Source organism: Pantoea sp. 1B4, assembly GCF_016925765.1.
GTDB lineage: Bacteria > Pseudomonadota > Gammaproteobacteria > Enterobacterales > Enterobacteriaceae > Pantoea > Pantoea agglomerans.
The window spans coordinates 3,761,039-3,786,186 of sequence record NZ_JAEUWZ010000001.1 but is presented as its reverse complement, the minus strand read 5'-3'; the positions used below and the strand labels follow the sequence as shown (position 1 = coordinate 3,786,186).

Genomic DNA, 25,148 nt, shown 5'->3' with positions numbered 1-25,148 from the left:
GCGGAAAACCTGCTTGACTGACTCTCTGCCCGACGTTCTCTGGAGTAATTCATGTCGCTGATTCACCTGACGTCACTGGCGGAGATCCCGGCCGCCGAGTGGGATGCGCTGTTGCCTGATGACCAGCCCTTTTTGCGCCACGCCTTTCTGCTCACGTTAGAACAGAGCGGCAGCGTACGGTTAGAGGCGGGCTGGCAGCCCGATCATCTGCTATGGCGGGAGGAGGGGGTGACCCGCGCCGCGCTGCCAGGCTACCGCAAACGCCATTCACAGGGCGAGTACGTCTTTGATCACGCCTGGGCGGATGCCAGCCAGCGCGCCGGGATCCGCTACTACCCGAAATGGCTGGGCGCGATCCCCTTCAGCCCGGTCAGCGGCGCGCGCCTGCTGGGTGAAACCGCTGCCGCGGCGCAACTGCTGTCGGCCCTGCCTGAGAGCCTGTTACAGCAGGGCTTAAGCGGGGCACATATCAACTTTACCGATGCGCAGGCTAACCAGCTGCTGGCCGATCAGCCCGACTGGCTCTCCCGGCTCGGCTGTCAGTATCACTGGCATAACCGTGGCTACCGCGATTTTCAGGATTTCCTGGATTCGCTGATGTCGCGCAAGCGCAAACAGCTGCGTAAAGAGCGTGAGCAGGTGATGCAGAGCGGCTTTGAGTTTGACCGCTACCTGGGCTATCAGCTGCGCGAAGATCAGTGGGATTTTGTCTATACCTGTTACGCCAACACCTATGCGGTGCGCGGTCAGCGTCCCTATCTGACGCGTGACTTTTTCAGCCTGCTGGCGGAACGCATGCCGCAGAACATTGTGGTGGTGATCGCCCGTTTACAGCAGCAACCGGCCGCCATGGCGTTTTATCTGCGGGACAGCAACGCGCTCTATGGCCGCTACTGGGGCTGTCTTGCGGAGTTTGACCGGTTGCACTTCGAAACCTGTTTCTATCAGGGAATGGATTTGGCCCTGGATGAGGGGCTGACGCGGTTTGATGCTGGCGCACAGGGCGAGCACAAGCTGGTGCGCGGCTTCGAGCCGCAGATTACCCACTCCTGGCACTATCTGCTGCATCCCGGCCTGCGTGATGCGGTCGCTGATTTTCTGGTGCAGGAGCGGGAAGGCGTGCGCGGCTGGGCGGAAGAAGCCCGCGACGCCTTACCCTATCGACGCGGCGATTAATCGATGCCGACAAAACCGCCGGTCTGATGCTGCCACAGCCGGGCATAGAGACCGTTTTGCGCCAGCAGCTCGTGATGGCTGCCCATCTCGGCAATGCCGCCTTTATCCAGCACCACCAGCCGATCCATCTTCGCGATGGTCGACAGGCGGTGCGCGATGGCGATAACGGTTTTGCCCTGCATCAGTGACTCCAGGCTCTCCTGAATCGCCGCTTCCACTTCGGAGTCGAGCGCCGAGGTGGCCTCATCCATGATCAGAACCGGCGCATCCTTCAGCAGCACGCGGGCTATCGCCACACGCTGACGCTGACCGCCCGACAGTTTCACGCCGCGCTCGCCCACGTGCGCATCCAGCCCGGTGCGACCCAGCGAGTCGGAGAGCAGCGGGATAAACTCATCGGCGCGGGCGCGGTGAATCGCAAGCTGCAGCTCCTCTTCGCTGGCGTCGGGACGACCATACAGCAGGTTTTCACGGATTGAGCGGTGCAGCAGCGAGGTGTCCTGGGTGATCATGCCAATCTGGCTGCGCAGGCTCTCCTGCGTCACGGCGGCGATATCCTGATCGTCGATCACAATCCGCCCTGCGTTCAGGTCATAGAGGCGCAGCAGCAGGTTCACCAGCGTCGATTTACCGGCGCCCGAGGGACCAATCAGCCCAATCTTCTCACCAGGTTTGATGTCAAGATTAAAGCCGTTAATCACCTGACGGCCACCGCCATAATCGAAGCGCACATCCTCAAAGCGGATGTTGCCGCGCGTCACCTTAAGCTGCTTCGCCTGCGGCGCATCCTGCACGCTCAGCGGCTGCGCAATGGTTTTCAGGCCATCCTGTACCGTACCAATATTTTCGAAAATGCCGTTGACCACCCACATGATCCAGCCGGACATATTCACCAGGCGGATCACCAGACCGGTCGCCAGTGCAATCGCCCCGACGCTAATCAGCGACTGGCTCCATAACCACAGCGCCAGCCCGGAGGTCGAGACAATCAGCAGGCCGTTCAGCGCCGACAGGGTCAGATCCATGCTGGTGACCATGCGACCGGCGTTCTGGGTTTTTTCGGTCTGCTCCTGAATCGCCTCACGCGCATACTGCCGTTCCAGATCGCTGTGAGCGAACAGCTTGATGGTGGCGATGTTGGTATAACCATCGACAATGGTGCCCATCAGCTTAGATCGCGACTCTGAGGAGACCACCGAACGCGCTTTAACGCGCGGCACAAAGAAACGCAGCGAGGCGCTGTAGGCCACCATCCACAGAATCAGCGGGATCATCAGCCGCCAGTCGGCACCGGCAAACAGCACCAGTGAAGTCACCGCGTAGATCAGCACGTGCCAGATGGCATCCACCAGCTGCACCGCGGAATCGCGCAGTGAACTGCCGGTCAGCATAATGCGCTGGGCGATGCGACCCGCGAAATCGTTCTGGAAGAAATTGAGGCTCTGGCGCAGCACGTAGTTGTGATTCTGCCAGCGGATCATGCTGGTCATGCTCGGGCTGATGCTTTGATGCACCAGCATGTCGTGCAGGGCGATAAAAATCGGCCGCAGAATCAGCGCCACCGCCCCCATCCACAGCAGTATCGGCCAGTTATCCCGAAACAGGCTGGCGGGCGTGGAGTGATTGACCATATCGATAATGCGGCTCAGATAGCTGAACAGCGACACTTCAATCAGGGCTGACGCCAGTCCCACTACCAGCAGTGCCGCGAAACTCGGCCAGACCTGCCGCAGATAGTAGAGGTAAAACGACCAGACCGTTGAGGGGGGGCGAGTCGGTGGGCGCGTCATGAAAAATATTGATAAAACGCTCAAAACGGCGATACAACATAGCGATACTCTTTCCGTCCGGTAAAGAGCTACAGCTTAGTGCATGAACCCCGTTCGGCTAAAAGGAGAAAATATGGAAATCATTATTCGGGCACGGGAACCGCAGGATGCCGCCGCCTATCAGCGACTCTACAGTCATCCCGATGTCTATCCCTGGACGCTGCAGCTGCCGTTTCCCAGCGTTGCCACCTGGGAGAAAAAAATCGCCAGAATGGATGCTGAGGGGTTTATCGCCTTTGTCGCGGAGATCGAGGGCGTGCTGGCCGGTGAGCTGACGCTGTTTGTGGATAACAAGCCGCGCACCCGCCACTGCATCAGCTTTGGGCTGGGTGTGCATCCCGATTACGCCGGTCGCGGCGTCGGTGAGCGCCTGATCCGCACCGCGCTCGACTATTCCCGTAACTGGCTGGGGATTACGCGTATGGAGCTGGAGGTGTTTCACGACAACGAACGGGCGCTGCGGCTCTATGAGCGGCTGGGCTTTGAGCGTGAAGGGGTGATGCGGCAGGCCGCCCTGCGCGACGGTCAGCTACGCGATGTGGTGATGATGGCGAAACTGCTGCACGAGAAGTGATAACCAGAGCGGCAGCGCTGCCGCTCCGCTTTGCATTACGGATTTTTATTGCTGTATTGCTGCATGTTCTGCTGCGTTACCAGTTCAAACGGGATCCACTGGTGGGAATCGACTATTTCCCCTTTGATCATCTGCTGCGCCACCTCGACCGATTTTTTGCCCTGACCCACGGCATCCTGGAACACGGTGACGGCCAGTTTGCCGCTTGCCAGGGCTTTCAGGCCATCCGGCGTGGCATCAATGCCGCCCACCAGAATGGTTTTCTTCGGTTTCGCCTGGGCAATCGCCATAGTTGCGCCAATCGCCATTTCGTCGTTGTTGGCGGCGACAATATCGATCTCTTCCCCGTTCGACAGCCAGTTGAGCATTAAATCCATGCCCTCATTACGCGAATAGTTGGCGGTCTGCTTCAGCACCACTTTCATGTCGGGATACTTTGCTACCACCTGCTCGACATCTTTGGTGCGCTGCAGCGCACCCGCATCGCTGAGGTTACCGATGATAATGGCGACCTTGCCACGATAACCCGCCTGCTTCGCCAGCGCTTCCATCTGCAACGTGCCCGATTCGCGTTCGTCAGAGCCGACAAACACCACGCCCGGCGGCAGGGTTTTATCGCCCGGCGTGCGGTTAACGTAGACCAGCGGAATGTGAGCCTGCTGCGCCAGTCTGGTCAGGGCAGGGGTGCTGGCGGAGTCGACCGGATCGACGATAATCGCGTCCACCCCGGAACTGATAAAACTCTGCACCTGATCGGTCTGACGGCCCACGTCGCCGCGTGCATCTTCGAACTGCGCATCCAGCTGACGCGCTTTGGCCTCTTTCTCGATCGACTGGCGGATAATGGTCAGAAAGTTCTGGTCGAAATAGGCCATTGAGACGCCAATTTTCTCTGCCAGCGCCGACGTGGAAAGAGAGAGCAGACAGAGTATTGCCCATGCACGTTTTTTCATTGCAGACTCCCGAGGTTAACTGAGTGGAATAGATTTTTCATTTATTATAAAAATGGACAAAGATTATCATTTGCAGCTTATGAACAGTCGCCGGGTTTGACAACCGGCCCTTTTCACTCTTGCTAGCGCCGCCACACTTTGCCGTAAAATCGCCGCGTCATAGCTGCCAGCGCCGATGAAATCCTCGACGTGGCGCACACTCTGCGGCAGTCAGCCGCGGCTTTTTGCGCTTTTGTGCAGCATCGCACTGGCCTTTGTGGTGGTTGTCAGAAAACCGTTGAATCGGGCCTGACGATCTCAACATCCGCACAATGATCCATCGTTAGCCTCCTATCTATATTTCCTTAAGCGGGAAATCTCAGCGTTATTCCTGAAAAAAACCTCGTGGCGCAACCTGCCGCTTTTTAAGGAATTCAGCTCATGCTTAAAGACCAAACGACTCACCGGACGTCTCATGTGCGCATCTGGATCCTCTGCCTGATCCTCTTTCTGTCGGTCGTGGCTTATGCCGACCGTTCGATCCTCTCGATCTCCGGATCGGCGATCAAAGAGGAGTTCGGCCTGTCAGCGATCCAGCTGGGATTGATCCTCTCTGCCTTCAGCTGGGCCTACGTTATCGGTCAGATTCCCGGCGGGCTGTTTCTTGACCGCTTCGGGGCTAAAAAAAGTGTATGGCGTCACGCTGGCGCTCTGGTCAGTCTCGACGCTGGCGATGGGATTCGTTGGCGAGTTCTCCAGCGGCATGACCGGCGCGCTGATGCTGATGTTTGGTCTGCGCTTTATGCTGGGATTGATCGAGGCACCCAGCTTTCCCGCCAATGCGCGCGTGGTGATTATGTGGTTCCCTGGCGCAGAGCGGGGACGGGCTTCATCGCTGTTCAGCTCGGCGCAATATTTTGCCGTCGCCATTTTCTCGCCGCTGTCAGGCTGGCTGGTGTCGCGCTTTGGCTGGGAGTGGCCGTTCTTTGTGCTGGGCGGCATCGGCCTGCTGGCGGTGTTTGTCTGGGCTGCCTGGATGCGCGAGCCGCGCAATCACCCTGGCGTGTCAGAGAGTGAACTGCGCCACATCGTTGACGGTGGTGCGCTGGTGGATATCGACTCGGCGCAGACGCTGAAAGCGCGGCCACCGGTCAGTAAAGCGATGTTCAGAAAGCTGCTCACTAATCGCATGCTCTGGTGCGCCTATCTCGGTCAGTACTGCATCATCGCGCTCAGCTACTTCTTTATTACCTGGTTTCCGATCTATCTGGTGCAGGCGCGCGGCATGAACATCATGGAGGCGGGCTTCGCCACCGTTGCTCCGGCGCTGTTTGGTTTTCTGGGCGGGATCAGCGGCGGCTACCTGTCAGACAAGTTAATCGCCCGGGGCTGGAGCGTCTCCTGGGCGCGTAAAACGCCCTATATCGTCGGCATGCTGATGGCGTCCAGCCTGGTGCTGGCGGCGATTATTCCCGGTAACGGCGGCATTATCGCCATTATGTCCTTCGCCTTTTTCGGTAAAGGTATAGCGGCCGGTGCAGGCACCTGGACGGTGATCAGCGACACCGCACCCAAAGAGGCGGTGGGCCTGGCAGGCTCTATTTTTAACGGCATCGGCAATATTGCCGGTTTCACCACGCCGCTGCTGTTCGGCATCATCGTCGGTCTGACCGGCAGCTACAGCATCGGGCTGGCGTTTGTGGCGGCACACTGCGTGGTAGCGGCGCTGCTGTTCCTGCTGGTGATGGGACCGATTGAACGCGTCGGTGAAGAGAGCGATCGCCCGGCATCCTATAACAATCAGGAGAAAGAAGATGGCATTAAAGCAATGTAAGGTGCTGATCAGAGGGAAATTCCTGCCGCCGCAGCTGATAGAGAACATTGAAAAGACGTTCACCGCGTTCCGTCTGTGGGAGGCGGAAGATGAGGCAGCCTTTCTGGCTGAGCAGGGCGCAGATATCGACATGCTGGTCACCAGCGGCAACGCGGTGATGGGCGCACCGGCCGCGCTGATCGCCGCGCTGCCAAACCTGAAAGCGATCTGCAGTAACGGCGTCGGTTATGACAGCATCGATACGGAAGCCGCCCGATCGCGCGGCATTGTGGTGACCAACACGCCGGAGGTGCTCAATGATTGCGTCGCCGATCTGGGGATGGCGCTGCTGCTGGATGTGGCGCGCCGCATCAGCGAGGCCGATCGCTTCACACGCGCCGGTCACTGGACGCAGGGCCGCTTTCCGCTGAGCAGCAAAATCGGTGGCAAGGTGTGCGGTATCGTCGGGCTGGGCAATATCGGTCAGGCGGTAGCAAGGCGCGCGCAGGCGTTTGATATGGCGATTCACTATTACAACCCGCGTTCACGCCCCGATGTACCCTACACCCGTCATGAGAGCCTGGTGGCGCTGGCGCAGCAGGCCGATTTTCTGGTGCTGACCCTGCCGGGCGGTGCCGCGACGCGCCACATTATCAATGCGGAAGTGCTGCAGGCGCTGGGACCGCAGGGCTATCTGATTAACATTGCGCGCGGCAGCGTGGTGGATCAGCAGGCGCTGGTGGATGCGCTGGAAACCGGGCAGATCGCCGGTGCCGGGCTGGATGTGTTTGAACAGGAGCCGCAGGTGCCTGACGCACTGCGCCAGCGCGACAATGTGGTGATCACGCCGCATATCGCCAGCAGCACCCGCGAAACCATGGCGGCGATGGCTGACCTGGTCTTTGAGAATATGCTGGCGTTTGCCCGTGGCGAGCCGATGCTGACCCGGGTAGTGTAACCACCGCGGCGTCTTAACTCCCTGCTGAAACGGGGGCGAGGCAGGACGCCTCTCCTCTGACCACTCACCAGACCCTCACCTTCGCACAAAACAGCCTGAAGAAAATTTGTCCGGCTGCCGATATCACCTTACCACCCGCTGATATTAAAGAGTGATAGCGTGATAAAGCTGATTACCATTGATGAATTGCGCCCAGGGATGTTTATCCACAAGCTGGAGGTCTGGTGGATAAAAGACCAGCGCATTCATAATGAGATGCTGATCACCGATCCCCGACAAATCGCCATGCTTCGCACTGAAGGGATCCGCCAGCTCTGGATCGACCTCGATCGATCGGTGCAGGCGCCGATCGCCTCCACGGTCGCGAAGAGAACCATTGGCCGCACCCCGTTTTTCCAGGAACTGGATCAGGCACAGCAGATCTTTTTGCAGGGCAAACCGAAAGTGCTGGCGATGTTCAACGAAGCGCGGCTGGGTAACGGCCTGAAGCTCGATTATATGATGGATCTGGTGGATGAAATCGCCGGATCGATCACGCGTGAACCCTCCGCCATGCTGAGCGTGGCGCGACTAAAAAATCATGATGACTACACCTACCTGCACTCCATGGCGGTCTGCGGGCTGATGATTGCGCTGGGTAAAAAACTCGGGCTGGATGAACAGGAACTGCGTCGGGTGGGCATGGGCGGTTTACTGCATGATGTCGGCAAAGCGGCCGTGCCGCTGGCGATCCTGAACAAAGCGGGCAAGCTGACTGAAGAGGAGTTCAGGGTGATGCGTGAGCATCCGGTGGTCGGTGCGCAGATGCTGATAGAAGCCGACGCCGATGACGATCTGCTCGATATCACCCTGCATCATCATGAGAAATATGATGGCAGCGGCTATCCGCACCGCCTGAAAGGCGAGGCGATTTCGCTCTACGCCCGCATGGCGGCGGTGTGCGATGTCTATGATGCCGTCACTTCGACCCGCTCCTATCGCAACGGCTGGACACCCGCCGAGGCGATGCACCAGATGCTGAGCTGGCGCGGCCATTTCGACCCTGGCTTACTGCACACCTTCGTACGGACCATCGGCATCTATCCGGTGGGATCGCTGGTGCGTCTGGCCTCCGGCCGGGTGGCGCTGGTGGTGAAAGCGGGCGAAAAATCGCTGATGCGTCCCTGCGTGCATGTCTTCTGGTCGCTGCACGCCCAGCGTGAAGTGAAACCGGAAGAGCTCGACCTTGGCGACAGCTTCTGCACCGACAGCATTGTGGGCGCAGAGGACAGCACGCTGTGGGGTAACGTCGATCTCAATCGTATCTGGGCGCTGGAAGTCGCCTGATTTTTGGCCATTTTTACACTATTTTTACGCCCGCCCGCTGCATTTTAACCCCTTCTTTATACGCCTCCGCGCAAGCTAAGCCATAAATCCAATCCTCTGGAGGTTCCTGTGAGCGTGGGCGTAATAACCGGCATTGTGCTGGTGGTGTTGTTACTGGGCTATCTGATCTATGCCCTGTTAAATGCGGAGGCCTTCTGATGGCGGCCAATGCTTTTTTACTCATCGCATTCTATCTGCTACTGCTGATGGTGCTGGCGCAGCCGCTCGGACGGGGTCTGGCGTCGTTAGTGGCTGACAAGCCGGTGTTTGCCCGCCTGGAAGCGCCGCTGTGGCGACTGCTGGGCGCGCAACAATCGGACATGCGCTGGCCTCACTACCTGCTGGCCATTCTGCTGTTTAATGCGCTGGGTTTCGTGGTGCTGCTGGCAATATTGCTGATGCAGGGCGCGCTGCCGCTGAATCCGCAGCAGCTGCCTGGCCTGAGCTGGCATCTGGCGCTTAACACCGCCGTGAGCTTCGTCACCAACACCAACTGGCAATCCTACAGCGGCGAAAGCACCCTGAGCTATTTTAGTCAGATGGTGGGCCTGACGGTGCAGAATTTCCTCTCAGCCGCGACCGGTATCGCCGTGGCGTTTGCATTGATCCGTGGCTTCGCTAATCGCAGCTCTGCGACCCTGGGTAACGCCTGGCGCGACCTGACGCGCATCACGCTCTATGTCTTACTGCCTATCAGCCTGCTGATGGCGCTGTTCTTTGTCAGCCAGGGCAGCATCCAGAACTTCGCGCCTTATCACAGTTTCTCCACGCTGGAAGGCGTGCAGCAGACGCTGTCGATGGGGCCGGTGGCGTCGCAGGAAGCGATCAAAATGCTGGGCACCAACGGTGGCGGCTTCTTTAACGCCAACTCCTCCCATCCATTTGAAAACCCGACGGTGCTGACTAACCTGGTGCAGATGCTGAGCATCTTCCTGATCCCGGTGGCGCTCTGCTTCGCGTTTGGCGAAAGCGTGCGTGACCGTCGTCAGGGCCACATGCTGCTGTGGGCGATGACGCTGATGTTTGTGGCGGCGGTCTCGGTCGTCATGTGGGCCGAACTGCAGGGCAACCCGCACTTCCTCCAGCTGGGTGCTGACAGCGCCATCAACATGGAAGGTAAAGAGACGCGCTTTGGCATTCTTAACAGCAGCCTGTTCGCGGTTATCACCACTGCCGCCTCCTGCGGTGCGGTGAATGCCATGCACGACTCCTTTACTGCGCTGGGTGGCATGGTGCCGATGTGGCTGATGCAACTGGGCGAAGTGGTGTTTGGCGGCGTCGGTGCCGGTCTCTACGGCATGCTGCTGTTTGTGCTGCTGGCGGTGTTTATCGCCGGGCTGATGATCGGTCGTACTCCGGAATTCCTGGGTAAAAAAATCGACGTCTGGGAGATGAAGATGACCGCGCTGGCGATTCTGGTCACACCGGCGCTGGTGCTGATCGGTACCGCACTGGCGATGATGACCGACGCCGGACGCAGTGCCATGGCCAATCCCGGCATTCACGGCTTCAGCGAAGTGCTCTACGCGGTCTCCTCGGCGGCCAACAACAACGGCAGCGCCTTTGCCGGCCTGAGTGCTAACACGCCGTTCTGGAACCTGCTACTGGCTGCCTGCATGCTGCTGGGCCGCTTCGGCATCATCATTCCGGTGATGGCGATTGCCGGTGCGATGGCGGTGAAAAAAGTGCAGCCGGTGGGTAACGGCACGCTGCCAACCCACGGTCCGCTGTTTATCGGACTGCTGATCGGCACGGTGCTGCTGGTGGGTGCACTGACCTTTATTCCTGCTCTGGCGCTGGGCCCGGTGGCTGAGCATCTGCAACTTGTTCAGGGACAATCCTCATGAGTCGTCAACAACAGGCGTTATTTGACGCAGCATTGCTGCGTACCTCGGCCTGGGATGCAGTGAAAAAGCTCGATCCCCGGGTGCAGTTCCGTAACCCGGTGATGTTTGTGGTCTACCTCGGCAGTATTCTGACCTCGCTGCTGGCGCTGGCGATGCTGACCGGCCGGATCAGCGGCAGCGCCAGCTTTACCGGTGCGATTGCGGTCTGGCTCTGGTTCACCGTGCTGTTCGCCAACCTGGCGGAGGCGCTGGCAGAAGGGCGCAGTAAGGCCCAGGCCAGCAGCCTGAAAGGGGTGAAAAAGACCAGCTTTGCCAAAAAACTCTCAGCGGCGCGCTATGGCGCCGAGTGGCAGCAGGTCAGTGCCGATGAGCTGCGCAAAGGCGATGCCGTGCTGGTGGAAGCGGGCGACATCATTCCCTGTGACGGTGAAGTGATGGAAGGCGGTGCCTCGGTGGATGAGAGCGCCATTACCGGTGAGTCCGCACCGGTGATCCGCGAGTCGGGCGGTGACTTCGCCTCCGTCACCGGCGGGACCCGCATTCTCTCTGACTGGCTGGTGATCACCTGTAGCGCCAACCCGGGCGAAACCTTCCTTGACCGGATGATCGCCATGGTGGAAGGCGCGAAACGCCGTAAAACCCCGAATGAGATCGCCCTGACCATCCTGCTGGTGTCACTGACCATCGTGTTCCTGCTGGCGACCGTGACACTCTGGCCGTTCTCGGCATGGGGCGGAACGCCGGTCAGCATCACGGTGCTGGTGGCGCTGCTGGTCTGTCTGATCCCGACCACCATCGGCGGCTTACTGTCGGCGATTGGCGTGGCGGGGATGAGCCGGATGCTGGGTGCTAACGTCATTGCGACCAGCGGACGTGCGGTGGAAGCCGCGGGCGATGTGGATGTGCTGATGCTGGACAAAACCGGCACCATCACGCTGGGTAACCGTCAGGCGACCCAGTTCCTGCCCGCGCCGGGCGTCAGCGAAGAGCAACTGGCCGACGCCGCACAGCTCGCCTCGCTGGCCGATGAGACGCCGGAAGGGCGCAGTATCGTGGTGCTGGCAAAACAGCGATTTAATCTGCGTGAGCGCGATCTCAGCAGCATGGGTGCCAGTTTTATTCCGTTCTCTGCGCAGACCCGCATGAGCGGCGTGAACGTGCAGGATCGACTGATCCGCAAAGGCGCGGTCGATGCGGTACGTCGCCACATCGAAGCGAACCATGGCCGTTTCCCGGCCGAGGTCAATGCGCAGGTGGAAGAGGTGGCACGCAGTGGCGGCACGCCGCTGGTGGTGTCAGAGGGCGCGAACGTGCTGGGCGTGGTGGCGCTGAAAGATATCGTCAAAGGTGGCATCAAAGAGCGCTTTGCCGAACTGCGCAAAATGGGTATCAAAACGGTGATGATCACCGGCGATAACCCGCTGACGGCCGCAGCGATTGCCGCGGAAGCGGGCGTGGATGACTTCCTGTCAGAGGCCACGCCGGAAGCCAAGCTGGCGCTGATCCGCCAGTATCAGGCGGAAGGGCGTTTAGTGGCGATGACCGGCGACGGCACCAACGATGCGCCAGCACTGGCGCAGGCGGATGTGGCGGTGGCGATGAACTCCGGTACCCAGGCGGCGAAAGAGGCGGGCAACATGGTCGATCTCGACTCGAACCCGACCAAGCTGCTTGAAGTGGTGCACATTGGTAAACAGATGCTGATGACACGCGGTTCGCTGACTACCTTCAGTATCGCCAACGACGTGGCGAAATACTTCGCCATCATTCCGGCGGCGTTTGCGGCGACCTATCCGCAGCTCAACATGCTTAACGTGATGCACCTTCACTCGCCAGCCAGTGCGATTCTGTCGGCGGTGATCTTTAACGCTCTGGTGATTGTCTTCCTGATCCCGCTGGCCCTGAAAGGCGTCAGCTACCGCCCACTGAGCGCTGCTGCGCTGCTGCGCCGCAACCTGCTGATTTACGGTCTGGGTGGCCTGCTGGTGCCGTTTGTCGGCATCAAAGCGATCGATCTGCTGTTAGTGTTTTCAGGCATGGCCTGAGGAGAGAAAAATGAGTCAGTTACGTCCGGCAATTTTACTGTTGTTGCTGCTTACGCTTGTTACCGGCGTGGTTTATCCTTTGCTCACCACCGGTCTGGGGCAGTGGCTGTTTCCGTCCCAGTCCAGCGGCTCGCTGCTGGAGGAGGATGGCGTGGCGCGCGGGTCGGCGCTGATTGGCCAGAACTTTACCCAGCTCAACTATTTCTGGGGCCGCCCTTCAGCCAGTGGTGATAAACCTTATAATCCGCTGGCCTCAGGGGGGCAGCAATCTGGCCGCCAGCAACCCGGCGCTGGACAAAGCGGTAGCCGATCGCGTCGCTGCGCTGCGGGCCGCGAATCCGCAGGCACCTGCCGCCGTCCCGGTTGAACTGGTCACCGCGTCAGCCAGCGGGCTGGACCCGGATATTTCGCCACAGGCCGCCCTTTGGCAGGCACCGCGTATCGCCGCCAGCCGCCAGTTGCCGTTGCCGCAGGTCGAGGCGCTGATAGATAAGATGACGCATCGTCCGCTGATGCCATTCCTCGGCACACCGACCCTCAATGTGTTGCAGCTGAATATGGCGCTCAACGAACTGTAATGGTGTAAAGGAAGCGATGAACCACGAACCCCAGCGTCCCGATCCCGACGCGCTGCTGCAGGCTAATCGCGAAAGTCATCGCGGGCAGCTGAAAATTTACTTTGGTGCCTGTGCGGGCGTGGGTAAAACCTATGCCATGCTGCAGGAGGCACAGCGGCTGCGCGCGCAGGGTCTGGATGTCTTAATCGGCGTGGTAGAGACCCATGACCGGCCGGAAACCGCGCAGCTGCTGACAGGGTTAACTCTGCTGCCGCGTCGCGCAACCGGCCGCTCGCGTCATGCGGAGTTTGATCTCGATGCCGCGCTGGCTCGCCATCCGGCGGTGATCCTGATGGATGAGCTGGCGCACACCAACGTGCAGGGCTCGCGCCATCCCAAGCGCTGGCAGGATATTGAGGAGCTGCTGGAAGCGGGCATCGATGTACTGACCACCGTCAACGTACAGCATCTTGAGAGCCTCAATGATGTGGTAGGCGGCGTCACCGGCATTCAGGTGCGCGAAACCGTGCCCGATCCCTTTTTCGACAGCGCCGACGAAGTGGTGCTGGTCGATCTGCCGCCCGACGATCTGCGGCAGCGGCTTAAAGAGGGCAAAGTCTACATTGGCGACCGCGCGGAACGCGCCATCGAAAACTTTTTCCGCAAAGGTAACCTGTTCGCCCTGCGTGAGCTGGCCCTGCGTCGCACCGCAGATCGGGTGGATGATCAGATGCGCGCCTGGCGCGATCAGCAGGGACGGGAGCGCGTCTGGCACACCCGCGACGCCATTCTGCTCTGCATTGGCGACGACAGCGGCAGTGAAAAGCTGGTGCGCACCGCCGCCCGACTGGCGGCGCGGCTCGGGAGTGAATGGCATGCGGTCTATGTCGAAACGCCCCGGCTGCACCGGCTGCCGGAAGCGCGGCGACGGGCGATTCTGCGTACGTTACAGCTGGCGCAGGAGCTGGGCGCGGAAACCGCGACCCTCTCTGAACCCGATGAAGCCGAAGCGGTATTGGGTTACGCCCGCGCGCACAATCTGGGCAAAATTGTCACCGGTCGTCGCCCGCTGCGGCGCTGGCGGCGTGACAGCTTTGCCGAACGGCTCGGCCAGCTGGGGCCGGATCTCGATCTGCTGGTGGTGGCGCTGGATGAGCCGCTGAAGGATGCGCCGCATCCGCTGCCGGATGGCCGCGTCACCAGCGAAAAATGGCGTATTCAGCTGCGCGGCGTAATGATGGCGCTGGTGCTCTGTATCCTTGTAACCGCCGCCGGGCAGTCGGTACTGATCGGTTTCGATCCCGCCAACTGCGTGATGATCTATCTGCTGGCGGTGGTGATCGTGGCGCTACGCTATGGTCGCTGGCCGTCGGTGATCGCCACGGTGATGAATATCGTCGCCTTTGACCTCTTCTTTGTTGCCCCCACCGGCACGGTGGCGGTCTCCGATCTGCAATATCTGGTGACCTTTGGCGTGATGCTGGCGGTGGGCGTAATCGTCGGCAATCTTACGGCAGGCGTGCGTTATCAGGCGCGGGTGGCGCGCTACCGCGAGCAGCGGGCGCGCCAGCTCTATGAGATGGCGAAATCGCTGGGCAGTGCGTTAACGCCGCAGGATATCGCCGCCACCAGCCAGCGGGTGCTGGATGCCACGTTACAGGCGCGCTGCCTGCTGCTGCTACCGGATGAGCAGGGCGAACTGCAACCGGTGGGCGATGCGTTACCGGCCAGCGAGCCGGATCGCGCGATTGCTAAATGGAGTTACAGCAAAGGCCAGCCTGCGGGTGCGGGCACTGATACCTTACCGGCGGTGCCTTATCAGATCCTGCCGCTGAAAAGTGGCGCGCACTGCCGGGGTTTGCTGGTGGTGGAGCCGCAGAACCTGCGTCAGCTGATGATCCCCGAGCAGCAGCGGCTGGTGGAAACCTTTACGGTGCTGATTGCTAACGCACTGGAACGGATGGCGCTGTCGCATAGCGAGGCGGCGTCCCGGCTCTCGGCGGAGCGTGAACAGCTGCGCAATGCGCTGCTGTCGGCGCTGTCCCACGACCTGCGCACCCCACTGACCGTGCTGTTTGGTCAGGCGGAAATGCTGATGCTCGACCTGGCCAGCGATAACTCAAAATATGTGCCGCAGGCCAGTCAGATCCGCGAGCAGACGCTGAGCACCATCCGGCTGGTGAGCAACATGCTGGATATGGCGCGCATTCAGTCGGGCGGCCTCAATCTGCGTGAGGAGTGGCTGGCGCTGGAAGAGGTGGTCGGCGGGGCGCTGAGCAGCATGGCACCGTCGCTGAAAGGGCATGAGGTCCGGCTCGATCTGCCGGACGACATTGTGCTGATCAAAGGCGACAGCACGCTGCTGGAGCGGGTCTTCACCAACCTGATTGAGAACAGCCTGAAGTATGCCGGTAACAGCGCACCACGCGGCATTCGCGCCTGGCGTGCGGCATCACGGCTGGAGATCTCGGTCTGGGATAGCGGACCGGGCATTGCCGAAGACGATTTAAGCCGGATATTCGATAAATTCTGGCGGGGCGACAAAGAGTCGGCGGTGCCGGGCGTCGGGCTGGGTCTGGCAATCTGTAAAACCATTATCGAGAGCCACGGCGGTCAGATCTGGGCAGAGAACAGGGCCGAAGGTGGCGCGGCATTTCGTCTCTCGCTGCCGCTGCCGCCGGTCCCTGAAATTTCTGACGAAGGGCTGAAATAACTTCACAGTTGATCGGTTATACTCCCGGACCTGTTTGATTATTCGTGGGATTGTATGGAACGTTTTACCGAAAACCTGATGTATGCATCGCGCTGGTTGCTGGCCCCGGTTTACATTGGACTTTCGCTGGGATTGCTGGCGCTGACCATTAAATTTTTCCAGGAAATTTTCCACCTGCTGCCCAACATTTTCAGCATTGCGGAAAACGATCTGATCCTGCTGCTGCTGTCGCTGGTGGATATGACGCTGGTTGGCGGCCTGCTGGTGATGGTGATGCTGTCAGGTTATGAGAACTTCATCTCTAAGCTCGATAGCGACGAAGATAAAGAGAAGCTGAGCTGGCTGGGCAAGATGGACTCCGGCTCGCTGAAAAACAAAGTCGCCGCCTCCATTGTCGCCATCTCCTCGATTCACCTGCTGCGGGTGTTTATGGAAGCGCGCAACGTCGAAAACGACAAGCTGATGTGGTACGTGATTATCCACCTGACCTTTGTGCTCTCCGCCTTTGTGATGGGCTGGCTGGATCAGATGTCGCGCAGCGATAAAAAACCGAAGTAACCTCTCTGGCGGCCCGCTGAGGCGGGCGCCTGCTTTACCCTTTCCGCTCTGTTCCCCCCTGAACGACCCGCTGGCTGTGAGGCCGGACGCGTGCCCGCCAGCTGCGGCATCACCTCTTTGATCATGGCAAAAAAGTGTTGCAGCCTGGCCGGGTAGTAACTCGCCCAGGGATAGGTCAGCCACACCGGCAGCGGCGGTGCCTGCCACGCGGGCATCAGCTGAACCAGGCCGCCATCCGCCAGATCTTCCTGCACCGCCCAGGACGAGACGATCGCGGCTCCCATCCCCGCCAGTGCCGCTTTGCGCACCGCATATAAACTGTCGCTGCTCAGCCGGGGCGTAATCGCCAGGTTGACCGGCTGGCCGTCGTCAATCTTCTGCAACACCACTTCGTTACGGTAAAAACTGGTCAGTGCCAGCCACGGCAGATCGCGCAGCTGTTCAACCCGCTCTATCGGCGGCTGCTGCGCCAGCAGGTGCGGGGCGGCCACCACAATACGCGGCACTTCTGCCAGCAGTATCGCCACCACCGAAGGATCGGTTGGCGCGCCGACCTGAATGGCGCAGTCCACATTCTCCGCCATAAAGTCGGGCGTGCGGTCATTCAGCATCCACTCAATATTAAGCCTGGGGTAGCGGTGCAGATAGTCCACCAGCGGGGCGATCAGCTGATCCTGACCAAAAGCGTGCGGGGCGCGAACCCGTAGCGTACCCACCGGGTCATCGCTGGCCCCGGTCAGCTCATCTTCCAGCGCATGCCAGGTCGCCAGCAGCTGCCGCGCCTGGGCGTAGCAGCGCTCGCCATCATCGGTAAGCTTCAGCGCATGGGTGGTGCGCAGGATAAGCTTGAGGCCCAGCCGCTGCTCCAGGCTCTGCAGTCGGCGGCTGACGGTGGGTTGTGTCGTGCCGAGCTGCGCGGCGGCGGCGGATAAGCTGCCGCTCTCGACAATACGGATAAAAGTCTGCATCAGATCGATGCGATCGCTGCTGTTAGGATTGTTCATACGCACCACGTATAACGGTTTTGCCTGATGTCAGTCTACCGCGTATAACCGCAATGCGCTTTAATGGCAGGACGAAATGATGAGGATTACAGCATGTCAGCCATACAGACCCAGACTCAAACTCAAAATGAACCGCTCTCTGCGCCGCTGGTGTTTACCCTGGCCGCCGGTGCCGGACTCAGCGTCGCGTCGATCTACTACAGCCAGCCGATGCTGGATATCATCAGCAAGCAGTTTAACGCCGGCATTGGCGCGGTCGGCATGGTGCCGATGCTGACCCAGGCGGGCTATGCGCTGGGCATCCTGCTGCTGGCCCCGCTGGGCGATCGCCATGACCGGCGCACCATTATCTTTATCAAAGGCTTAATGCTGGTGGCGGCGCTGCTGCTGTGTGGTTTTTCCGGTGGACTCAGCGCGTTGCTGATTGCCAGTTTTATCACCGGCCTGACCGCCACCGTGGCGCAGGATATTGTGCCCGCTTCGGCGGCGCTGGCGCCGGAACGCAGCCGGGGTAAAACAGTCGGCACGGTGATGACCGGGCTGCTGGTGGGCATCCTGCTGTCGCGGGTGGTCAGCGGGGTGGTGGCAGAGTATTTCGGCTGGCGCACCATGTATATGATTGCTGCGCTGGCGGTGCTGCTGATTACGCTCACGCTGTGGCGGGTACTGCCGCGTTTCGCGCCAGGCACCTCGGTGAGCTATCCGCGCCTGTTGCTGTCGCTGGTGCACCTGTGGCGTCACCATCAGACGCTGCGTCGTGCCGCACTGGCTCAGGGGCTGCTGTCAGTGGGCTTTAGCGCCTTCTGGTCGACGCTGGCGTTAATGCTCAGCGACCGCTTTCATCTGGACAGTGCTGTGGCCGGGGCGTTTGGTTTAGCCGGTGCGGCGGGTGCCATGGCGGCACCGCTGGCGGGCAGTTTTGCTGACCGCATCGGTCCGGCAAGGGTCACGCAGGCTGGCGCCGCGCTGGTAACGATCTCCTTTGCGCTGATGTTTCTGCTGCCGCTGCTGCCAATGCCAGCCCAGCTGGCGCTGATTGTCCTCTGCACCATCGGCTTCGATTTAGGAGTGCAGGCCACGCTGGTGGCGCATCAGACGCTGGTCTATGGCCTGGCGCCGGAAGCACGCAGTCGCCTGAATGCGCTGCTGTTTACCGTGGTGTTTATCGGTATGGCCACCGGTGCGGCGCTGGGAAGTCTGGCGCTGGCACACTGGGGCTGGAATGGCGTGGTTGCGCTCTCGACCTTAGCCGGTGCCGCCGCGCTGGCGGTCCGCTTCGCCAGTCGTCACCTGAAAAACTGACACCTCGCCCGTCAAAAAATGTGCCAGGCTTATTCATAAACCCGAAATAATCTGGAGTGTTATGGACTTTTTAGCCTGGACAGCAGCGACGGGCGGCCTTCTGCTGCTGATGTCGCTGGCTTCCGGTTGGATTCACCGGGGGCCAGTCACCTCATTTGGTCTGTTCCTTATCGCGGGCATGCTGTGCGGCCCGTGGGGATTTGATGTTATCCACATCGATATCGTCACCCATTCCGAAGCCGTGGCGCACATCACTGAAATCACCATGGCTGCCTCGCTGTTCATCACCGGCCTCAAGCTGCGTCAGCCGCTGCAGAACAACTGCTGGCATACCGGGCTGAAACTGGCTTTTCCCGCCATGCTGCTGACCGTAGCCGCGATGACCCTGCTGTCGCACTTCCTGGTGGGATTAGACTGGCCGATTGCACTGGCGTTTGGTGCCATTGTCGCGCCGACCGATCCGGTGCTGGCGAGCTTAATCTCGGTCAACGATGCGCAGGATGATGACTCGCTGCGCGTGGCAATCTCCAGCGAAGCGGGTATGAATGATGGTTCCGCGCTGCCGTTGCTGATGCTGGCGCTGCTGCTGTTTAATGGCGAAAGCCTGAGCGTGGCGATGCTGGGGCACTGGGGTGCGGTAGAGGTGCTCTGGGCAATTGGCGGCGGTCTGATCATCGGTTTTGTGCTGGGGCAGTTGATTGGCCTGCTGGCGACCCGACTACGCAATGCCAATGGCGATGTGGCGCCCAATGATTTCCTGGCGCTGGCGCTGATTGCGCTGAGTTATTCACTGGTGGAGTGGCTGGGTGCCTCCGGCTTCCTGGCTGCCTTCGCCGCCGGGCTGGGATTACGCCGTGCTGAGATGGGCGTATTCCGTCGCCATCAGCCGGACGATCTCTCTGACGACGAGCGCGTGCTGCCCTCTGAAGCACTGGTGAACCCTAACAAACGCCTGGCGCATCAGGGCGACAACAATATGGTGAAGTCGATAGGGTTTGTGGTAGGCGACGCCCTCTCTTTTGGCGATACTATTGAACGTTTACTGGCGGCTGGCATGATGGTGGTGCTGGGCGTCACACTGGCGCAGCACTGGAACATCTACGGCGTGCTGATCGGCCTGGTGCTGTTTGTGGTGGTGCGGCCACTGGCCGTCTGGCTGGTGACGCTGCGCGCCGGACTGCCGCTGGGGCAGCGTCTGCTGATTGGCTGGCTGGGCATCCGCGGGATTGGCAGCCTGAACTACATCGCCTATGCCTGGACGCACGGTATGGAAGGCCCGCAGATGGAAATTATGACCAATATGGCGTTAACGCTGGTGGTCTGCAGCGTGGTGGTCCACGGCACCACCGTGTCGCCGCTGCTGAACTGGCGTCAGAAACGCCTTGAAGCCCTTCAGCGTAAGGTTTAACCCGAACTAACAGGAGTTAAGAATGAAAGTAACTCAGATAGTGCTGCTGAGCATCCTCGCCACCGGCAGCGCGCTGGCGGCGGACGAGGCTGACACTGAGCAGAATGTTTATGCCAGTCAGCTGTGCCACATTGTCAGCGGCGAGAAAAAGGTCGCCAGTGCGGATCAGTATGTCGAACAGATGAAATCGACCGTGGCGCGCAGTCAGTCGTCATCGGCGATGAATCAGCCCGAGTTCGATGAAGAGTCCGCGCGTGAAGTGGCCAGTGCCTGGCTGCAGCTGGGAGATGATGAGCGTGCCAAACTGCGCGTTAACGAACAGCAGTGTGAGCAGGCCGTGATGGCGCAGTTCCAGCAGGAAGATTAACCGCATCGGATTAAATAAAAACGCGCCTGCCGGGCTAATACTGATCAGTTAAGATTAAATTTGTAAAGGCTTTCACGGTCAAACGTGGCAGCTTTTTTCCGGGCGAGCGAGCCGCAGTGCGGGCCAGCGCACCTCTGCTGCTGCCGGGCCGTCCTCGCGCCGCTCACGCGGTACCTTCGGCTTTGACGTCGTGCCGACGAACCGTTCGGGGATCGGCCCTCCCTGGACGGCCCCGAACTGTCCACGCTTCCCGGCGTGGACTTCTGGCCCGCCGTCACGCCTCAGCGCTGCGGATAGCCCTTTCAGCAGCAGAGGCGCTCAGGCCTCCACTTTCGTGCCCTTTTTAACAATACACACTGAAGTTTCAGAGCAGGCCGGCACCAGACTGCATTATCACCTGTCGCTTAACTGACTGACATTACGCCTGGCGGGCGCGTTTTTTTTATGGCTTTTCAGGGGCCATTGCGTACATAATCGCCAGCCATGGCACCCGACTTGCATCTGTTGATTCTACCGCAGCCTGCCGCAACGGTTTGCTCACTCTTCTGGTATCACATAACAGGCATTATGATTACGCGTCGACGCTTTATTCTCGGCACGGGAGCGCTCGGGCTCTCCATGACCACTGGCAAAATATTTGCCCGCGATGACATTATTCCCCTCTGGCCGGACGATCCGCCCGGCGGCGGCGGCCCATCGGGCCAGTTGCATATTAACAGCACCGGTTCCTGGTCAAATATCGTCAGCCCGGCGATTCAGCGCTTTAAACCGGAAAATCCCAATGGCGAAGCGGTATTAATTGCAGCGGGTGGCGGTTATCGCTGGATCGGCATGGGACGCGAAGCCTGGCCGGTCGCGCGCTGGCTCAATGCCAATGGCTATACCGCCTATGTGCTCAGCTACCGGCTGCCGCATGAGAAGTGGCAGGCGGGGCGGCTGGCACCGCTGCAGGATGCGCAGCGTGCCATCCGGCTGGTGCGATCCTTTGAGCGCAAGGTGCATGTGCTGGGCTTCTCGGCAGGTGGGCATCTGCTGGGGCTGGCAGCGGCGCGACCGGACTTTGAATCCTATCCGGCCATCGATCCGCTGGATGAGGTGGTGCCCAAAGTCGATAGCGTTGGCCTGATCTATCCGGTCATCACCCTGGAAGCACCTTATCAGCACACCAATACCCATCTGATGATGGTCGGCAAAAATGCCACGCCGCAGGATGAGGCGAACTGGTCAGTGCAGAACTACGTAACCCGGCAATATCCGCCGACGTTTCTGGCGCAGGCCGAGGACGATCACACCTCAAATCCATTTAACACCGAGTTGATGCGCGACACCTGCCGCCGTAATCGTGTGCCGGTTGAGCTGATTCAGATCAGCAAAGGCGGGCATGGCTTTGGCCTTGGCAAGGCGGGCACGCCAGCGGCGTTATGGGATCAGGCTTATGTTCGCTGGCTGGATCGCGTGAGCTGAGTTGCACTGGCGCGGTGCACGACTGCACCGGGGGGATCCGTTCTCCCCCTGCCTGGCGCAAGGTCACCAGATCGAAGGTGGCCTTTTGTCCCGGTCCCGGTTAATGCTGCGTCCTCTGTCATCTTAAATCTCCCAAACCCAAACCCAAACCCAGACCCAGCCCCTCAATATTGATATCAGCGGACTATGCTGACAGGTCAGGGCGCATTAATAACTCATTCTTATTTATCACGTTAACGAGGTTATACGGAGCTAAGGGGCACTCACGCTTATTTCTGACTCTGTATACAATAAGATGACAATCTCCTGCCGTTAGTAGGGTACAAAATAGCTAAATAAGGACGCTTCAATAATTATCTTAATAAACAAACGGATCTGATTAATTCTCGGGTAAAGAACATTCCTGTCTCATACCTTTTGCTTCTGTTTTTCCGCCATTACTTTGCTTTTTCCACCGATATATTGCCAGTTGATACAGATCAAAAATTGGCCAGAAATATCAGGTCTTATGGATTATAAAAAAAACTAATGAAAGCGTTGAAGCGGGCGTGTTCGGATGACGCAATCGTCTTTCAATCCAAAGCGATTCTTCTTTTAAGCTTTATTTTGGCTGATTCTGCTACAGATGGTCGTAATAAAACCCGTAAGTTTTGAACTAAAATAAAAATCCCACTTTATTGTCTTCGTTAACGTTAGATGATTTCATAACGGCTACGCATAAGATGAGGCAAATCAGACAGCAATCCATCCTGGTCAGTTTATCGGTGGTTTCTGATTTAACTAAGAAATATTTAAGTTTTCTTGCCGGCGATGATAAGCAACAACAATCTTATTGCATTCTGTCGGATGAGTATTAAGGTCAGTCTGCTTCTCCGCCAGAACAGACTTATTTATTATTACTTTTTATTAACGATGTGGCGAGGTGGATAGTCAGGATTTTAACACACAACAAAGGGTTATATGCATGACGATCATCGAGGCATCGCTATTACAGACCAGGAACAATGGAAAGGCGTGGCCAGGGCTGATTAAAAAGTGATGTACAAATAATGAAGGGATGTTTTTTAAATACCTGAATAAAAGTTATTATCTTGTTTTCATCATTGTTCTGGAGAACATCATGCTACCGGGTAATGAAGTGAATTTTATTGGCTATCTTATTGAAGGGAATGTGGTTTATTTACACAAGACAAAGCGACTAATTTGTCTGAATGGGTATGGTGAAGATATCATCCTGAGAAAAACCATGTCGCACGTATTAGAGTATCTTTTTTGAAAATGCCACCATTGATGTTGTCACGGATTCGGAACTTATGGAGAACGTCTGGGATAAACATGGACTGAGTTCTTCTACGCAGCGGGTCTGGCAGGTTATGTCTAATTTAAAGTCGAAGCTCTTTTTTCTGGGTTTAAGTGATGATGTGATCCTGAGAGTTTCGAAGAAAGGCTATCTCCTCAAAGGCGACAGCGTGGAGAGGTTATTTAGCAGTCGTATCACTTCAGGCATTCATTAAATACAGCGATAAATTCACTAACGATAATCCTCTGGAAATGGACGCCGGGCCTGTGAATATAATCGGTAGTCATTAAATAATTTCATATATAAATGGATTTAATTACTGTCGGTTCGGTTTTTTCGCTGTTAATCAGCCTGGCTCTTGCTGGGTGTTGAAAATATGAAGAGAAACGCAGGTTTTACATTTCGCGTCAGCGGGCGCATTAATTTTCGTTGAGCGAAGTTGCAGGAAAAAACTGGCCCTGATGACCAGTTTTTCCCAATAGTATTTTGTTCGGGGAATTAACGCATCGTCACAAACTCTTCCGCTGCGGTTGGGTGGATCGCGACAGTGTTATCGAAGTCTTTCTTGGTGGCACCCATTTTCAGTGCCACGGCGAAGCCCTGCAGCATCTCATCCATGCCGAATCCGATACCGTGAATGCCGACAATCTTCTCATCTGCACCCACACAGACCAGCTTCATGCGACACGGCTGACGATGCTGGGTTACCGCAGTGTACATGGCGGTAAATGACGATTTATAAACCTTCACCTGGTCGTCGCCATACTGTTCCCGTGCCTGCGGTTCGGTCAGTCCCACGGTACCAATCGGCGGATGACTGAACACCACCGTCGGAATATTGCTGTAATCCAGATGCTCGTCCGGTTTGTTGTTAAACAGACGCTCAGAGAGACGACGGCCCGCCGCGACCGCAACCGGCGTCAGCTCAACCGCACCGGTGTTGTCGCCCACGGCGTAGATGCCTGACACATTGGTGTTCTGGAATTTATCGACTTTGATGTAGCCTTTGTCGTCCAGCGCGACGCCAGCGGCGTCAATATTCAGGGTATCGTTGGCGGGCTCACGGCCAATCGCCCAGACCAGACAATCCACGGTATATTCGCTGCCGTTTTCCAGCTGCAGCGTCAGACTGCCATCGCCGTTTTTAATCACAGCTTTTGGAATAGATTCGGTGTGCAGCGCCGGGCCTTCGCTGTTCATCACTTCGACCAGCGTTTCGGTAAGCAGCGGATCGAAGCTGCGCAGCGGCGCGTGTTTACGGACGAACAGGTGCGTTTCCGATCCCAGCGCGTTAACCACGCCAGCCAGCTCAACCGCAATGTAGCCTGCGCCGATGACCGCAGTGCGTTTTGGCAGCGCGTCCAGCTCAAAGAAACCGTCGGAATCAATGCCGTACTCTGCACCCGGAATAGAAGGGTGGACCGGACGACCGCCGGTAGCGATCAGAATATGGTTAGCCGTAATAATCTCGCCGTTGACTTCAACGCTGTGCGCATCGACAAAGCGGGCAAAGCCTTTGATCACTTCGACTTTGTTTTTACCCAGCACGTTGTCATAGGAGTTGTGGATGCGATCGATGTAGGCGCTGCGGTTTTTCACCAATGTGGCCCAGTCGAAGCGATTCACGGTGGTGTCGAAGCCATAATCCGGTCCGTAGAGATGGATCGCTTCGGCGATTTGCGCGGCATGCCACATGATTTTCTTCGGCACGCAGCCCACGTTCACGCAGGTGCCGCCCAGCTCTTTCGCTTCAATCAGGGCACATTTCTGGCCATACATAGCCGCACGGTTAATTGAGGCGATGCCGCCACTGCCGCCGCCAATGGCGAGATAGTCGAAATGTCGGGTCATTGAAGTATCCATCCGGTTGCATAAAAAATTGGGGTTGAGTGTAACGCTGCGGGTCGAAATGACGCAAAGTTTGCGCCTATGATTG

General features: G+C 58.4%; 15 protein-coding genes and 4 pseudogenes. 15 read left to right on the top strand and 4 right to left on the bottom strand.

Features of this window, described 5'->3' with window-relative positions:
• Positions 1-51: 51 nt before the first annotated feature.
• The gene (locus JNO11_RS18180) at positions 52-1,176 is read left to right on the top strand and encodes a GNAT family N-acetyltransferase (RefSeq protein WP_010253462.1); all 1,125 of its coding nucleotides are present in this window, start codon (positions 52-54) and stop codon (positions 1,174-1,176) included.
• Here the strand turns inward: JNO11_RS18180 and JNO11_RS18175 are convergent.
• Positions 1,173-3,006, bottom strand: a pseudogene (locus JNO11_RS18175) (ABC transporter ATP-binding protein). The gene JNO11_RS18180 and the pseudogene JNO11_RS18175 overlap by 4 nt on opposite strands.
• Before the next feature lie 72 nt (positions 3,007-3,078).
• Here JNO11_RS18175 and JNO11_RS18170 point away from each other — a divergent pair.
• Complete coding sequence (locus JNO11_RS18170; RefSeq protein WP_010253457.1) at positions 3,079-3,579, top strand: GNAT family N-acetyltransferase; 501 nt, start codon at positions 3,079-3,081, stop codon at positions 3,577-3,579.
• Between the two features lie 35 nt (positions 3,580-3,614).
• Here the strand turns inward: JNO11_RS18170 and JNO11_RS18165 are convergent, their stop codons facing one another.
• Positions 3,615-4,532, bottom strand: coding sequence for a sugar ABC transporter substrate-binding protein (locus JNO11_RS18165; RefSeq protein ID WP_325177558.1), 918 nt, complete (start codon positions 4,530-4,532; stop codon positions 3,615-3,617).
• Positions 4,533-4,952: 420 nt separating this feature from the next.
• On the opposite strand from JNO11_RS18165, the pseudogene JNO11_RS18160 reads away from it, so the two are divergent.
• The 9 genes and pseudogenes from JNO11_RS18160 (at position 4,953) to JNO11_RS18120 (ending at position 16,367) form a co-directional block, all read left to right on the top strand.
• Positions 4,953-6,345, top strand: a pseudogene (locus JNO11_RS18160) (MFS transporter).
• A complete protein-coding gene (locus JNO11_RS18155) occupies positions 6,326-7,282 on the top strand; it encodes a 2-hydroxyacid dehydrogenase (protein WP_187500728.1) in 957 nt (318 codons plus the stop codon). The pseudogene JNO11_RS18160 and the gene JNO11_RS18155 overlap by 20 nt, the downstream one beginning before the upstream one ends.
• Before the next feature lie 159 nt (positions 7,283-7,441).
• Positions 7,442-8,608: an HD-GYP domain-containing protein gene (locus tag JNO11_RS18150; protein ID WP_010253446.1), complete on the top strand. Its 1,167-nt coding sequence runs from the start codon at positions 7,442-7,444 to the stop codon at positions 8,606-8,608.
• Positions 8,609-8,716: 108 nt separating this feature from the next.
• The gene (gene kdpF / locus JNO11_RS18145; protein ID WP_010253443.1) at positions 8,717-8,806 is read left to right on the top strand and encodes a K(+)-transporting ATPase subunit F; all 90 of its coding nucleotides are present in this window, start codon (positions 8,717-8,719) and stop codon (positions 8,804-8,806) included.
• Positions 8,806-10,494: a potassium-transporting ATPase subunit KdpA gene (gene kdpA / locus JNO11_RS18140; protein ID WP_325177557.1), complete on the top strand. Its 1,689-nt coding sequence runs from the start codon at positions 8,806-8,808 to the stop codon at positions 10,492-10,494. The genes kdpF and kdpA overlap by 1 nt, the downstream gene beginning before the upstream one ends.
• Positions 10,491-12,539 carry a potassium-transporting ATPase subunit KdpB gene (kdpB, locus tag JNO11_RS18135; protein WP_010671495.1) on the top strand — a complete coding sequence of 683 codons (2,049 nt, stop codon included), beginning with the start codon at positions 10,491-10,493 and terminating at the stop codon, positions 12,537-12,539. The genes kdpA and kdpB overlap by 4 nt, the downstream gene beginning before the upstream one ends.
• A 10-nt stretch (positions 12,540-12,549) precedes the next feature.
• Positions 12,550-13,117 (top strand): annotated as a pseudogene (gene kdpC / locus JNO11_RS18130) (potassium-transporting ATPase subunit KdpC).
• A gap of 16 nt (positions 13,118-13,133) precedes the next feature.
• Complete coding sequence (gene kdpD / locus JNO11_RS18125; protein WP_010253433.1) at positions 13,134-15,809, top strand: two-component system sensor histidine kinase KdpD; 2,676 nt, start codon at positions 13,134-13,136, stop codon at positions 15,807-15,809.
• A gap of 54 nt (positions 15,810-15,863) precedes the next feature.
• Positions 15,864-16,367 (top strand): TIGR00645 family protein, encoded by a 504-nt coding sequence (locus JNO11_RS18120; protein ID WP_325177556.1) that lies wholly within the window; start codon positions 15,864-15,866, stop codon positions 16,365-16,367.
• Positions 16,368-16,441: 74 nt separating this feature from the next.
• Here the strand turns inward: JNO11_RS18120 and JNO11_RS18115 are convergent.
• Positions 16,442-17,371: pseudogene (locus JNO11_RS18115) on the bottom strand (LysR family transcriptional regulator); the annotation flags it as partial.
• A 93-nt stretch (positions 17,372-17,464) separates the two neighbouring features.
• On the opposite strand from JNO11_RS18115, the gene JNO11_RS18110 reads away from it, so the two are divergent.
• The 4 genes from JNO11_RS18110 (at position 17,465) to JNO11_RS18095 (ending at position 21,912) form a co-directional block, all read left to right on the top strand.
• A complete protein-coding gene (locus JNO11_RS18110) occupies positions 17,465-18,673 on the top strand; it encodes an MFS transporter (protein ID WP_325177554.1) in 1,209 nt (402 codons plus the stop codon).
• 61 nt (positions 18,674-18,734) lie between these two features.
• A complete protein-coding gene (locus JNO11_RS18105; RefSeq protein ID WP_325177553.1) occupies positions 18,735-20,081 on the top strand; it encodes a cation:proton antiporter in 1,347 nt (448 codons plus the stop codon).
• Between the two features lie 22 nt (positions 20,082-20,103).
• Positions 20,104-20,448, top strand: coding sequence for a hypothetical protein (locus JNO11_RS18100; RefSeq protein ID WP_010253423.1), 345 nt, complete (start codon positions 20,104-20,106; stop codon positions 20,446-20,448).
• A 567-nt stretch (positions 20,449-21,015) separates the two neighbouring features.
• Positions 21,016-21,912, top strand: a complete 897-nt coding sequence (locus JNO11_RS18095; protein ID WP_022623984.1) for an alpha/beta hydrolase — start codon at positions 21,016-21,018, stop codon at positions 21,910-21,912.
• 1,798 nt (positions 21,913-23,710) lie between these two features.
• On the opposite strand, the gene gorA is transcribed toward JNO11_RS18095, so the two are convergent.
• Positions 23,711-25,063 carry a glutathione-disulfide reductase gene (gorA, locus tag JNO11_RS18090; RefSeq protein ID WP_052270755.1) on the bottom strand — a complete coding sequence of 451 codons (1,353 nt, stop codon included), beginning with the start codon at positions 25,061-25,063 and terminating at the stop codon, positions 23,711-23,713.
• Positions 25,064-25,148: the final 85 nt, after the last annotated feature.

Bases quoted from the DNA above. Each gene is read 5' to 3' on its own strand.
- JNO11_RS18105 (WP_325177553.1), top strand. From the start codon at position 18,735: ATGGACTTTTTAGCCTGGACAGCAGCGACGGGCGGCCTTCTGCTGCTG.
- JNO11_RS18120 (WP_325177556.1), top strand. From the start codon at position 15,864: ATGGAACGTTTTACCGAAAACCTGATGTATGCATCGCGCTGGTTGCTG.
- JNO11_RS18180 (WP_010253462.1), top strand. From the start codon at position 52: ATGTCGCTGATTCACCTGACGTCACTGGCGGAGATCCCGGCCGCCGAG.
- JNO11_RS18155 (WP_187500728.1), top strand. From the start codon at position 6,326: ATGGCATTAAAGCAATGTAAGGTGCTGATCAGAGGGAAATTCCTGCCG.
- JNO11_RS18110 (WP_325177554.1), top strand. From the start codon at position 17,465: ATGTCAGCCATACAGACCCAGACTCAAACTCAAAATGAACCGCTCTCT.
- gorA (WP_052270755.1), bottom strand. From the start codon at position 25,063: ATGACCCGACATTTCGACTATCTCGCCATTGGCGGCGGCAGTGGCGGC.
- JNO11_RS18095 (WP_022623984.1), top strand. From the start codon at position 21,016: ATGATTACGCGTCGACGCTTTATTCTCGGCACGGGAGCGCTCGGGCTC.
- kdpA (WP_325177557.1), top strand. From the start codon at position 8,806: ATGGCGGCCAATGCTTTTTTACTCATCGCATTCTATCTGCTACTGCTG.
- JNO11_RS18100 (WP_010253423.1), top strand. From the start codon at position 20,104: ATGAAAGTAACTCAGATAGTGCTGCTGAGCATCCTCGCCACCGGCAGC.
- JNO11_RS18165 (WP_325177558.1), bottom strand. From the start codon at position 4,532: ATGAAAAAACGTGCATGGGCAATACTCTGTCTGCTCTCTCTTTCCACG.
- kdpB (WP_010671495.1), top strand. From the start codon at position 10,491: ATGAGTCGTCAACAACAGGCGTTATTTGACGCAGCATTGCTGCGTACC.
- JNO11_RS18170 (WP_010253457.1), top strand. From the start codon at position 3,079: ATGGAAATCATTATTCGGGCACGGGAACCGCAGGATGCCGCCGCCTAT.
- kdpD (WP_010253433.1), top strand. From the start codon at position 13,134: ATGAACCACGAACCCCAGCGTCCCGATCCCGACGCGCTGCTGCAGGCT.